Origin of the sequence: Arsukibacterium tuosuense (assembly GCF_900215315.1) — a bacterium.
GTDB lineage: Bacteria > Pseudomonadota > Gammaproteobacteria > Enterobacterales > Alteromonadaceae > Alishewanella > Alishewanella tuosuense.
Genome location: NZ_OBEB01000010.1, coordinates 1 through 12878 on the forward strand (window position 1 = coordinate 1; position 12878 = coordinate 12878).

A 12878-nucleotide genomic window follows, 5' to 3' on the forward strand; every position below is an offset into this window, starting at 1 on the left:
AGGTTATTGGTTTACAAGGAATAAAAGAGACGCGCACTTAACCGTGCGCGCGGGTTTGGTTACGCTGTTGACTCCGAGAGGCTAATGGGTGACCCTAAATAATTACAGTCTCTGCCCATACGCGCTAATTCTTTATCAAAATATTTCACTGTAACCCTGATAAAGCACCACATGGAAATCAAAGTACTAATAATTGATGCCATGGAAACAAATATCAAAGCATCGTAGACAAGCGCAATGTTGATCTGATTCACAATCAATCCAAAACTAATCACGTATAAATGGATAAATAACAAATACTGCAACAAGAAAGAGTAAGAAAGACAATTCAAACCACAGTGCCAAGTAATAATCTTTCCTGCGGGCAATTGCTCTTACCTCAGCGCCAGCTATCAAAGGCGTTTTGGCAAACCATTCTGAGAGTATCGCAAGCGCATAAATACTGATTCTGATACCAATACCATCCCATTCCGGCTTACCAACACCTGATAATTCTAGCTTTCTATCAATGTGTTTTACCGAAACACGTGCAAACCACATGGTTGCAGCTAGAAAATTAAATATCAGAACAATGATAACTAGCAGTAAATTATTAAATAACTCACTGGGCATTAGTTAAGCCCTATCGCCGTGCTGGAATGCCATAAAACATCACTAATGTCTTTACCAATTTCGTCAACAAATTTTGCTGATATTAAACCTGCTATCAATCCAGCACCAATAGCTATCACCCAGCCATACGGCGTGGCGATAAGTATTAATGTTAAGGTTGTGGTTAGCTGACCACCAACAATAGATCCTGCAATCACACCAAGTCCCAACCCCGTCATTTCTCTGGCAAACTCTTTTTGCCAGTCGCCACCTTGATTATACGTATCCTGAACTTTATTTACTCGCAACCCGGCATCCAGAACAACAAGTGCTTTACCCGCAATATTAGCAACACGCTGAAATTGCTGAACGCGTTTTACGTTATGGTAGCTTTGCAATTTTATTGCTGCATCGGTTTTACTACCTCGCGCTAAGCCCATTGCGCGTTCCGGATTACTCCACACCGTGCCCCGATTGCCTGTTTTAGCATCATTGGTGGCCATAATACGCTTAATCTCGCCCTGAAAATGTCTATTCACCTCTGCCTGAGCTACCGCAACTTTCTTCGCCAGCGCGCGCTTTTCTGCAGCTTTTACTTTATTAATATAGGCTGCACGGTATTGTTCCAGCGCGTGCTGATAATCCCTTACGTAGGCTGCAAAGTCTTTTAAACGTGATTCAACGGCCGTTGCCGCTGCGCCAGCAAATCCTGGTATCTCCTTTTTCACATAGGGTATTGCGGTATTTTGAGTAAAACTATTTACCGACAATAGCGCAGGTTTTAACTGCAACTGATAAAACTCAGCCAGGGCATCAACCACTTCGGTGCCAAAATCCTTATTTAAGCGGGCGATGTTTCTGCGGTCGCTAGCAGGCATTTGCTTTAACATTTCCAGAAAATGTAAAGCGCCTGAGTCATTAACTGCGGCGTTATCAGATTTGGTGATATAAGGTGTACCAGCAGCCAGCAAAGGCACAGCAGGCACTGACTGCTCATCTAAGGTATGCCCTGCCGGGCAAGGAATAAACTCACGGGTTACCGGGTTGGTGGTAATGCAAATTTCTAATGACATACTTCATCCCTGAAAATATTTGTTAATTAAGAGTGAATATTAGTTATCATTTATGGTCATTGCAAGCAGAAATAAGTAGCAATTTATCTTAGCGCCTTTCATTAATCAGCTTTAACAACTCCACTGTCGCCGTTGCATCATCCAGGGCGCGGTGGTGGTTGGTGAGTTTAATGTCGAAGTGCTGGCAGAGCTTGCCTAAGCTATAGGATTCCAGCCCCGGATAGTAGCGGCGCATATTTACTACCGTGCATAGCTGCGGCATGGCGAACGGTATTTCCAGCCGGGTGAATTCGCTGCGGATAAAGCCATAATCGAACTTACTATTGTGGGCAACAAATACTGCGCCTTGCAGAAACTCGCTAAGCGCAGGCGCAATCTCAGCAAAACTGGGGGCATCGCTTACCATGGCGCTGTTAATACCGGTTAGCCGGGTAATAAATGACGGGATATAGCGCTGTGGGTTGATCAGGGTACTAAAAGTATCGAGCACCTCGCCGGCCTGCACTTTTACCGCGCCAATTTCGATTACCCGGTCGCTACCTGCTTTACCGCCGGTGGTTTCGACATCCAGCACCACATAAACCCGGTTTGGGTCGACTATCCACTGCAATTTTTCTATCCGGGCGTTAAAGCCGGCATTGCTAAGGGCTAATAGCCTGGCTAACTGGTGGCGCTGAATTTTATCGCCGGGGGCTTTTACTTCAATAAACTGCAGCTGCTGGTCTTTAATCAGCACTAAGTCGGGGTAGCCGCTAGAGTGGCGCTTAAAATCCTGCGCCATGGCGCGCAATATGGGGGCCAGTGCACTGCTGCCATCTTTGTCCCGCGGTGCAAACTGGATTAGCGGAAACAGCTGCTCAGCTAAGTCGGTATGCCAGTAAAACAGGTTATTGGCTTTACCATAGTGGGCGGTAATAGCGGCCAGTAAGGTGCTGGCTAAATTGGCCGCAGTAAGCTGCTGCAGTTTCTGCTCTATTTCAGTACTGAATTGATGATAAAAACCACCGCTGGTTAAGTTGCGGGGCCGGCGTTCAAACGGGTTATGCAGGGCGCTGTGCTGATGCTCAAACAGCTCATGCCAGAACCAGAGGCCAAATAACGCCAGCCACAGGTTGTTTTCGCCGTGAAACACCCTGTAGCCCTGCGCCTGGTAATGGGCCATTAAACCCTGTTCGGCCTGGCCCAGATATAACTCGTCTACCCCGACTACGGGCGCGTCGTGCAATAACCGGGTTAGTTGTGAGCGCTGGATGCCACCTGAGGCATTGAACTTGCGCTGGTAAAAGTCTTCAGCAAACAGCCATTCTTCATCGCAGCTGGGGTCGGCCAGCAGTTGCTTTAAATACTGCTGGCACTGCCGTTGATCCCCTTGCGCATAATAAAGCCGTACCAGACGCTCGCTGGCCGGAAAACCATTACTTTGCTGATAAAAACTGACCGCTAAATCGGTCAGCTTATAGTGCTCGGCCAGTTTCCCCAGCTGATAACAACGCTCGCTGCGCTTTAGTTGCAGCGCCTGATCTTCGCCGCCACTATCAGCAGCTGCAGGCCACTGCGTTACCAGCGCTAACCACTCCGTTAGCGCCAGCTCGGCGCTTTCCGGCTGCTTTTTCAGCTGCTTGCTAAGCTCAAGAATCGCCGGTTTAGCTTTAGCCAGCTGATACGCCAATAGCGCCTGAGGGGCTTCGGTAAAGCGTGGCTGAAACTGCTGCTTAAACTGGCCACTTTGCCTGATGCCTAAATCCCGTAAGGTAAATAATGATAAATTGGCTTCAATCCGGCCAAAATAGAGGAAATATAAATAATTCAGCGCGTCCTGACGTTGCAGTGCGACATAGCGCTGCGGCAGTTTATCAATAAGCAGCAGCCAGTCTACGGGCAGCTTTAATGCGGCGCCCAGTAACAGCGGTTTGGTCTGGCTTTTTTTAATTGCCGAATCTGCCGAATACTGCGCCCATTGTTCTGCTGGCAGTTGGTTTTTGGCCAGCTGCAGCAGCTGCCACAGGGTGTCTTTGGTTAATCGCAGCCAGAAATCTGCTAAATCAGGCTGGGTTAGCTCTGCGACAAAGCCCGCTGCGGCCAGCTGGTCCAGTACCGGCCCGGCGGTGCCAATCTCGCTGTAGTTTAGTTCAGCATCGCTAAATACCTGGCCTTTACGGTTAAGCATCCGCACCAGCAACTGTTGGCCATTTTCGCTAAGCGCAGTAAAATCGTCTATAAAAGCGCGGCTGTCGCGGGTTAACACCGGCTGATAATGCAGGCTGACAAACTGCAGCAGTTCATGAAAGTGCTGCAGGTAGTAACCGCTGTCGAGTTCAGGTTGGGCCATCTTGTTACTCAGATTAAATTCAGGCGACTACTCTAGCCTGTTGCAGTCGCTGTTGGCCAACACTTACTGCCAATGGTAAGCTGCTGCGGCTAATACGAGGCCAAGCCGGGCCAAAACAAAAAAGGAACACCTTAGCATGGGTAATTTACTGACCATTCTGGTTATATTATTTATCAGCCTGTTTGTGCTGGTTACCTTACTGGAAAAGTTTGGCAAAAAAACCGAAGAACAGGACTTAAGCAAATACGCCCGCTGGATTTACCCGCTGATTGCGCTAATGCTGATCGCTTACCTGATTAAATACTTTTTTATGTCTTAGCGGTTGTTACTTCAGCCGTCTTCAGCCACGCCAGCTGTCTTTGCATTCCCCGCCCGGCGCTGTTGCCACTGCATTACCGTTACCAGTAATGCCGGTAAAAAGGTCAGGGCAATAATGGTGGAACACAGCAAGCCGGTCAGCACAATAATACCTACCCCACGGTACAGCTCGGTGCCAGCGCCCGGAATAAATACCAGCGGCGCCAGGCCGAAAATGGTGGTGGTGGTCGACATTAATATCGGCCGCAAACGGGTTGCAACTGCCGCCGTTACCGCTTCAATAACATTGCAATCGGCTTGCTGCAGGTTTTTCCGGCTTTGATCGACAATTAAAATCGGGTTGTTAACTACTGTACCCAGCAGAATTAAAAAGCCCAGCATGGTAATCATATCGAACGGCTGGGAAATACCCGGTAAGCCAAGCAGATTAAGCAGATCGCCCAGGCCATTTATCAGCGCCAACCCTACCAGACCACCGGCGAGGCCCAGCGGCACCGTCGCCAGAATAAACAGCGGATAGCCCCAGTGGGTAAAAATGGCTACCAGCAATAAATAAATCAGAATAACGGCAATGGCAAAGTTGCCCCCCAGGGCCGCTTTGGTCGCATCTAACTGATCCGCCGCGCCGGTGATACTCAGGTTAACGCCTGAGGCGACATCGCCAGCCCGTTGTAACTGTGGCACCAGCTCATCCTGCACCCGGGCCACTGCGGTTTCTAGGGCAACCTCCCGGGGCGGAATAATGTATAAGGTTACGGTTCGCCGGCCATCAACCCGGCGTAAACTGGCGCTGTCGGCTACTTCGACTAAATCAGCCAGAGCGTTTAACGGCAGCACCGCCCCCTGGGGTGTTTGCACCGGCGCCTGGGCCAGTTGCTGCAGTGTCTGATTAGCACCGGCACCACTGAACAGAAAAATGTCGACCTTGTCGTCCAGCATAAAAAACTCATCAACAAAGGCTCCATCGCTCAGTGCAGCCACGGCAAAGCCAAAGTCGTTGGCGTCAAAGCCCAATTCAGCCAGCCGGGACCAGCGCGGCCGGATTTCAATTAACGGCTGGTCCAGCGACAACGATGATGGGTCAGAATTTAACTGCGGATTGTCGAATAACTGCTCTGCGGCCAGATATGCTGCTTCTGCTGTGCGATACAAATCGGCCAGTTCAGGGCCGGAAATGTCCAGCGCCACCGCCCGGGTACCCCCATCGTTACTGGAAATAATTGAGCCCCGGGCCGAGAACGCCCGCATACCGGGGTATTGCCGGAACATGCTGGTAAGGGCGTTCATCATGGGCTCGATATCTTCACCGCGGGTCGGTTCACTCAGGACCCAAATTCGCCCGACTGAGACACTCAGTGAATAATACTGCAATGACGGCAGCGTTGTTTCACCGCGGGCAAACAGCTCAGGATCGGCATCTACCGCGTCATTCAGTACGGCTTTAATCTCGTCGGCAATAACGCTCATTTCAGACAAGTTATAGCCGGGCGGCGCTATCATCTGGGAAAACGCTTTCGGCTCTTCCCCTTCCGGCAGGTATTCGGCGGGTGGCAGTAGTATCCAGCCGGCACCCACGGTTAACGCCAGGGTGATAACCAAGGTCAGCAAACGGCTTTTGCCGCTGCTGACCAGCCGGGTAACTCCGCGCAGCAACCTGCCGGGTTTATCTTCATGCTCAGTAAGTGCAACCCCGGAGCCAAAACCCAGCCGGGCAATGGCGGCTGGTACCACAAAAACGGCCACCAGCATCGAGGCAATAATGGCCGAGGCGATGGCAATGGCAATATCGGAATACAGCTGGCCGGCTTCCTGTTCGACAAATAATATTGGCGCAAACACCAGCACTGTGGTCATGGTCGAGGCAAGTACCGCCGGCCACACTTCCTGCACGCCACTAATCGCCGCTTCTAACCGTTTTAAGCCGTTGCGCCTGGCCTGCTCAATGCTTTCCAATACCACTATGGTGTTGTCGACCGTCATACCGATGGCAAAGGCAATACCCGCCAGGGATATGACGTTAATGGTACGGTTAAACAGCAGCAAGCCTAAAAAGGCGGCAATGGTACAGATAGGCACGCCAATAACGGCCACCAGAGTGGCGCGGGTCGAGCGCAGAAACAGATACATGACCATCGTTGCCAGAATGGCGCCCAGGCCAAGATTAGTCCAGACATTGCTTATCGAGCTTTGTACATAACGCACATCATCGCTGACCAGTTTTAACTGCAGGCCGTTCGCTGCCAGCATGTCCTGATTTATCCGCTCCACTTCCGGTAGCATAGCGTTTTTGATGTCAATAACATTAGACCCGCTCTCCCGGCGTACCGACAAACTGAGGGTTCGTTCACCGTCAGAAAAGGACATATCGCGCACTTCGAAATGATCCAGTTTGATTTCGGCAACATCTTTCAATACCACCTGGCTGTCGCCACGCTGCAGTATTATCAGGTTTTCCAGCTCGCTAAGATCGTTAAAGCGCCCCACCATCCGCAATAAATAACGTCGCTTGCCACTATCAATATCGCCGGCAGAGGCATCAGTATTGCGATTACGAATCGCCTGCCGGACATCGGTCATGCTGATGCCGCGCTGTGCCAGCCGCGCCGGGTCGACCAATATCTGTACCTGGCGGGCGGCACCGCCACTGACCCCGATTTCTGACACGCCCTGCACCCGCTCCATTCGCGGCCGCACGTAATCTTCAGCGTAATCCCGCACCATATCCATATCCAGCCCCAGCGGGTTACCGGGCAGTGGCATCAAGCGGAAATACATAAAAGCATTGCTGGAAAAGGAGCTGCTGAACAGCCGGGGTTGATCGACATTTTCCGGATAGGCATTCACCTGACTCAGTGCATTACTGACCCGGATCAGTGCTTCGTTGATATCAACCCCAAATGGAAATTCCAGCTCGATGTTTGCCGAGCCGGTTTCTGCCACCGATATCATCCTTTTCAGATTCGGCAGATTGCGCAGATAGCGCTCCTGTTCTATCAGAATTTCTTTTTCAATATCCTGAGGGGTGGCCCCCGGCCAGCCGGTTACCACACTGATGGTGCGCACTTCCAAATCCGGGATCATTTGCACCGGAATGCGCATGGCGGCGGCAATGCCCAGTACCGCAATAATTAATACCACTACGGCTAAAATGGTGCCGCGACGGATACCTGCTGCCAGCATAGCTGCTCCTTAGTCCTGATCCCGGGTAACTTTTACCGGCTGGCCGTCCCGCAGGGTTTCATTGCCCCGGATAACTACCGCTTCGTCCTCGGCCAGGCCATCGCGCACTTCCACACCTTCGCCGCTGCGCCGGCCCAGCTTAACTAACCGGCGGTAGGCGGTGTCATCCTTTACGGTAAATACACTGAAGGTGCCATCCGGGTGGCGTAAAATGGCATCGGCCGGTACCACCACATTGCGCTCGCCCCGGGTAGCCATATTAAAGGTGGCCCTGGCTGATGTACCGGGCAGCAATTGCAGTTGCTGATGATCCTGCAGTTGCAGTCGCACCAGGAAACTGCGGGCAGCTGCATCAATAACCGGCACAGTAGCGATGATTTTAGCGCTGAGTTCAGTATCAGGCTGCATGTCGCTGCGCACCTTAATTTGCTGTAATTGGTTCAGGGTCTGAAAATGCTCCTGTGGCATCTGAATATCTAAATACAGCGGGCTTATTGCCACCAGCTCCAGCACCGGTGTCGCCAGGTTAACCCATTCACCAGCATCGGTCAGTTTAGCGGCAATAACGCCGGCAAAGGGGGCAATCAGCTTGTGCCGGGCCAGTATTTCCTGTTGCCGGGCCAGCGCAGCCTCAGCCTGCTGATGTTGCGCTGCTGCCTGAGCCATATTAGCCTGGCGCAGTTGCAGCTCAGTTTGCGGGAATAATTGCTCAGTGGTTAACTGCTCAGCCTCGGTTACCAGTCGCTGGCTTTCTGCCAACTCTGCCGCCGTTACCTGGCTGGCCGCCTGTAACTGTTTCAGTTGCTGGCTGGCCAGCGCCGGGTCCAGCTCCAGTAACACCTGACCGGCGGTGACTTTGTCGCCGGCATCGACCAGCACCCGGGATACCAGGCCATCGGTTCTGGCCGACAACCGGGCATGCTGACGGGCAGTAAGGGTGCCTGTCAGGCTAAGCTGCTGGCCAACGCTTTGCGCTGCAGGCATAGCCACCCGCACTGGCACCGGCTCTTTATCCTGAGCCTGCGCCGGCAATGAGGCCGCAGTTGAAAGCACGATGAGGGTAACAAACGGTAGCCGGATACGGCGGCAGCAAGCGACTATCCAATTTCGCATAAGGCATCCTTCGCTAAATAAGAACTGTTCTTGTTAAGATACAGAGTATGGCGCAAAGCTGGCATCAGATCACTTTTTTATTGCCAGCTAAGCGGGTTTAAGCGGTAAAACAGGCTTAATTGCTGATAAAGATCCGGATATTGCGCCTGTAACTGTGCAGGCTGCTCAAAGAACACTTCGGAAATAACGGCAAAGAATTCGGCCGGGTTGGTTGCGCCATAGCCATCGAGTAAACCGTGCACCCCACTGGCCGTTTGCTGCTGCAGCTGGCCAAATGCTTGTTGCATAACTGCCGACCATTGCTGATAGTCAGTGCTGCGGCTAAGCAGGGGTGCACCGGTGGCCAGGCCTTTTTCCTGATCCAGCTGGTGGGCGAATTCGTGAATAACCACATTGCGGCCGTCGTGCGGCTTTGCCGCGCCCTGCACGGCATCCTGCCAGCTTAGCACCACTTTACCCTGGCCCCAGGACTCACCGCTGAGCACCCGGCGGTGTTCATTTACCACCCCTGCCGCATCAGGGGCGGCGCCATGCACAATAAACGCAGCCGGATAAATTAAAATCTGCTGCAGCTTCGGGTAGTAATAATCAGGGCGGTTTAGCAGTAACAAGCAGGCCTGGGCCGCAATAGTGACCCGCATTTCATCAGTTACCGTAACACCGTCACAGCCAACAAAGGTTTTCTCGGCGATAAACACCTGAATATGCTTCTTCAGTTGCAATTGCAAATCGACAGGCAATGCCCGGAAATATGGCATTCGTTGTCGCAAAATGCTGCGCCACCGCGCCGGGAAAGGTTGGGCCGCTATCTGGCGGCGCCGGTAACGGCGCCACGGTTGCTGCCCCAGGACAGCGCCGATAATCAGGCCGCCAAGCAGTATCACAATAAGGGTTGGCAATGAGGGGTATCCTTCGCTTATGCTTAAGCCACTATGGCAGAATAACGGAACTGTTTGAATGGGGCTGCGTCTTAACCAATTCAAGCGGCGCTGGCCGCCCAACCGGAGTATCTATGTTTAATTTGTTTAAAAACTTACTGGAAAAATCAAATTCTGACTGGCAAGGCAGTGGCAATACTCATCAGCAATGGCGTGATGCCGGGCTGACTGAGCAACAGTATCTGGCCGTGGTTTTAATGTTGCAGTTGTCACATGCCGACTTTAGTTCTGAACAACAGGAACATGATGTGGTAATGCAATACCTGCAAACCGAATTTGGTTTAACAGCGGCGACAGCCGAACCGGTTTTCGCTGCAGCCCTGGCCCAGGCGGGCGATGCTACCTGTTTGCATGGTTTTACCAGTAAACTCAAAGATCTGCCCTATGCAGAGCGGTTGGCATTGCTTGATCAACTATGGAAAGTTGCCTTTGCCGATGGTGAGTTGGAGCCCAATGAAGAGGCAATGTTACGTAAAATTGCCGATTTATTGTTTATCCGGCACGGCGATTACATTCAGAGTAAGTTAGCGGTGCAGCCAGCGAACTAGGCAAAAGCGCCGCAGGATTTACCGCAATTATTTTTCGTCCTTGTGGATAACCTCGCCTTCAATTACCCGGCTATCACGGTCTTGCTGCCGGTACCCGCCCTGCTGTCCGTTTTGTTGCTGCTCTGCCTGCCCGGCATGCTGGCGTGCCGCTTCAGCAAAACGGCGCATTTTTTTGCGGTAACGGTAAACCACTATCGGGATAACCAGCCAGCTAAGCAGCAACATAAATAACAATATGGCTGCTGCGACCACCAGCATAAAGCCTAACACTATCCAGGCCAGCAAGCGCTGCAAAATGTTGCCACGCTGGCGCTGGGAAAACTGTTGCTGCCAGGCTGCAGCCTGCTGACGAAACGAAGAATTAAACATAACCACTCCAAAAAAACCGGCACCATAATAAAGCATATCGCCCGGGCTGTCGCCCGCAGTACCAACAAATAGCAGCCGGGCAGCTTTCTGCTCAGCTGCGCCTTTAGGCACAGGCCAGGCTATTTGGTTCAATACCTGCTGCTTGGCGTTGCCAGTGTCAGTACCGGTTACTCTGATTTGTTACTAAGCGCCCAGCCAACAATCTGGCCCCAGCCCGGTTCCTTGCCATACATTTGCATACCTCGCAGAAATATCCGGCCGGCGAGGCGGCGCATCCACCATAAGGCTGCCACTAATAACAATAACGACAACGCAGGCTGCCACCAGGGTAACTCAACCATGGCCATTTTAACCGGCATAGCAGCAAATGAGGTTAATGGCAGCCAGCTTAAAATGGTCATGGCGGTACCGGTTGGGCTGTCAATCACCAGATAGGTAAACAGCATTGGCAGCCAGGTAATCATCATTACCGCGCCCTTGCCACTGGTATTAGGGTCGTCAATTGACGCAGCGATAGCTCCCATAAAACAGGCGCTGAGCAATACGCCCAGTAATGCGAACGGCACCAGCCAGGCCAGCACGCCCCAGTTTACCCAGCTGAGGTTTACTCCGTTATCCCGCACCACCACACTGACGACAATAAACACCAGCAGCATCACCAGCGCTGAAGTCACCATCGCTTTCATCGCACTTAAACTGTGGCCCAGCACCTTGCCGTCCATCCACTGTTGTGGCGTAACGATGGCATAAAGTTGCTCCGTAACCCGCTGCTGCTTTTCGCCGGTAATACTGAGCAGCACCTGCCCAAACGCCGTACTAAGGCCAATAAACAGTAAAATCAGCACCCCCAGCGCAATCATTTTCTCCGGGGTGTCTTTGCCCTTAAAGTCTTCGTCCAGATAAACATATTCAAGCGCCAGTGGCTGTTGCAGGCGGGTAAGCTGGGCCGGTGTTAACTGTAGCTCGGTCGCGTATTGCTGGCGAAAATAGTTATTAAGTTCGGTCTCCAGTTGCTGTTGCCACTTTTTTGCGGCCAGAGTATGCAGCACTACGCCAGGCTCAGCAGCCGTTGCCGGGCTGACCGTGACCACCCCGTGCCAGCTTTCGCTATCTTTTAACTGCGCCAGTTGCTCATCCAGCGCGATGGTCGGCCGTTGAAACTGAAACTGCTCCGTATTACTGATACTGAACTGTGCCGGCACCGCTATCCGGTATACCTTGCGGCTTTCATCGGTAAAGTAGCTCCACAGGGCGACGGCTGCCATCACAGCCATCATTAATAAATACGAGATAAGCTGTTGCTTCCATTTAAAGAACCGTAAAAATTCCCATTTCGCCACGATCATGCTTTGTCGTGAAATCATGCCTGCTCCCTCCGCTGGTGCTCTGCCATTGCCGTTAAATATAACTGATGCAAATCAGCGCTTTGCATTTCTACCTGAGTCAGCTCCAGCTCATTAACCAGTCGTTTTAACGTGGCAGAAACACTTTGCCCGGCACTCAGGCGCAGCACAAAGCGGTTGGCGGTTAGAAGTTCGATATCAAGCTCTGGCAGCCACTGTTGTAATTGCTCAGCAGTTACCGGCCCGGCGCAACTGATATGGATCTGGCGTTGCGGCCCGGCCTGCTGCTGGATATCAGCCAGCGTACCACTGAGGATCGCTTTACCCTGCGCCATCAGCAGCATATGATCAGCTAACTTCTCAACCATTGCCATTTGATGGGCACTTAGAATAACTGTCATGCCGCGGGCTTTTAACGCTTTAAGAAAGGTGACCACTTTTTCCTGATTTATGGGGTCGAGGCCGGAGAAAGGCTCATCCAGAATAACCAGCGCCGGCTGATGCAGCACAGCAGCTATCAGCTGGACTTTTTGCTGGTTTCCCTTCGATAACTGCTTTAAATCTTCCAGGCGACGGTCGGTCAGCTCAAATACGTCCAGCCAGTGCGCCATTTCCTTTAACGCTTGTTGTTTGCTAAGACCATGCAACTGCGCCAGATACAGCAGGTTTTTCTCGATACTCTTGTCCGGATACAAGCCACGGTCTTCCGGCAAATACCCCAGCAATCGCCTTGGTACATGGTCGTAATGCTGGTCCTGATGGCTTACCAGAATGCTGCCGCTGTCAGGCCGGGTCATGCCCACCAGCATCCTGATAATGGAGGATTTACCTGCGCCATTAGGCCCGAGCAAGGCAAAAATATTCCCTGAATTTATCTGAAAGCTTACCTGGCGCACCGCGGCAACCGGGCCGTAATCCTTACTGATCGCGGTCACAATTAACTGCATACTTCGCTCGCTATTATATTTATGGTCATACAGCTAAATTAGCATTGTTGCGCAGCGCCAGCTAACAACAAATTGTTAGTAAATATGTAAGAGGTTGTTGAAGTTTTATCACCAGCTCAAACTATATCC

Annotated in this window: 11 protein-coding genes; 2 read left to right on the forward strand and 9 right to left on the reverse strand. The window is 51.8% G+C overall.

Annotated elements, in window-relative coordinates:
• Positions 1 to 267: 267 nt before the first annotated feature.
• From CRO03_RS17165 to CRO03_RS17175, 3 genes are all read right to left on the reverse strand, one after another.
• Positions 268 to 612, reverse strand: coding sequence for a hypothetical protein (locus tag CRO03_RS17165; protein WP_097112904.1), 345 nt, complete (start codon positions 610 to 612; stop codon positions 268 to 270).
• Positions 612 to 1664, reverse strand: coding sequence for a hypothetical protein (locus CRO03_RS17170; RefSeq protein WP_097112905.1), 1053 nt, complete (start codon positions 1662 to 1664; stop codon positions 612 to 614). Before CRO03_RS17170 ends, CRO03_RS17165 begins: the two co-directional genes overlap by 1 nt.
• Positions 1665 to 1752: 88 nt before the next feature.
• Positions 1753 to 3993 (reverse strand): exonuclease domain-containing protein, encoded by a 2241-nt coding sequence (locus tag CRO03_RS17175; RefSeq protein WP_097112906.1) that lies wholly within the window; start codon positions 3991 to 3993, stop codon positions 1753 to 1755.
• 136 nt (positions 3994 to 4129) lie between these two features.
• Between CRO03_RS17175 and CRO03_RS17180 the strand changes: the two genes are divergently transcribed.
• Positions 4130 to 4312 carry a hypothetical protein gene (locus CRO03_RS17180; RefSeq protein ID WP_097112907.1) on the forward strand — a complete coding sequence of 61 codons (183 nt, stop codon included), beginning with the start codon at positions 4130 to 4132 and terminating at the stop codon, positions 4310 to 4312.
• 11 nt (positions 4313 to 4323) lie between these two features.
• On the opposite strand, the gene CRO03_RS17185 is transcribed toward CRO03_RS17180, so the two are convergent.
• The 3 genes from CRO03_RS17185 to CRO03_RS17195 all read right to left on the reverse strand — a co-directional run bounded on the left by CRO03_RS17185 (position 4324) and on the right by CRO03_RS17195 (position 9503).
• Positions 4324 to 7491 (reverse strand): efflux RND transporter permease subunit, encoded by a 3168-nt coding sequence (locus CRO03_RS17185; RefSeq protein ID WP_097112908.1) that lies wholly within the window; start codon positions 7489 to 7491, stop codon positions 4324 to 4326.
• A 9-nt stretch (positions 7492 to 7500) separates the two neighbouring features.
• Positions 7501 to 8604: an efflux RND transporter periplasmic adaptor subunit gene (locus CRO03_RS17190; protein WP_097112909.1), complete on the reverse strand. Its 1104-nt coding sequence runs from the start codon at positions 8602 to 8604 to the stop codon at positions 7501 to 7503.
• Between the two features lie 77 nt (positions 8605 to 8681).
• Positions 8682 to 9503, reverse strand: a complete 822-nt coding sequence (locus CRO03_RS17195; RefSeq protein WP_097112910.1) for a M90 family metallopeptidase — start codon at positions 9501 to 9503, stop codon at positions 8682 to 8684.
• A gap of 113 nt (positions 9504 to 9616) precedes the next feature.
• On the opposite strand from CRO03_RS17195, the gene CRO03_RS17200 reads away from it, so the two are divergent.
• Positions 9617 to 10090, forward strand: a complete 474-nt coding sequence (locus CRO03_RS17200; RefSeq protein ID WP_097113004.1) for a tellurite resistance TerB family protein — start codon at positions 9617 to 9619, stop codon at positions 10088 to 10090.
• Positions 10091 to 10117: 27 nt separating this feature from the next.
• Here CRO03_RS17200 and CRO03_RS17205 read toward each other — a convergent pair whose 3' ends face one another.
• From CRO03_RS17205 to CRO03_RS17215, 3 genes are read right to left on the reverse strand one after another with little or no spacing between them, the layout of a single operon-like run.
• A complete protein-coding gene (locus CRO03_RS17205; protein ID WP_245861719.1) occupies positions 10118 to 10591 on the reverse strand; it encodes a hypothetical protein in 474 nt (157 codons plus the stop codon).
• 35 nt (positions 10592 to 10626) lie between these two features.
• Complete coding sequence (locus tag CRO03_RS17210) at positions 10627 to 11823, reverse strand: ABC transporter permease (protein WP_097112911.1); 1197 nt, start codon at positions 11821 to 11823, stop codon at positions 10627 to 10629.
• The gene (locus tag CRO03_RS17215; RefSeq protein WP_245861720.1) at positions 11820 to 12737 is read right to left on the reverse strand and encodes an ABC transporter ATP-binding protein; all 918 of its coding nucleotides are present in this window, start codon (positions 12735 to 12737) and stop codon (positions 11820 to 11822) included. Before CRO03_RS17215 ends, CRO03_RS17210 begins: the two co-directional genes overlap by 4 nt.
• Positions 12738 to 12878: the final 141 nt, after the last annotated feature.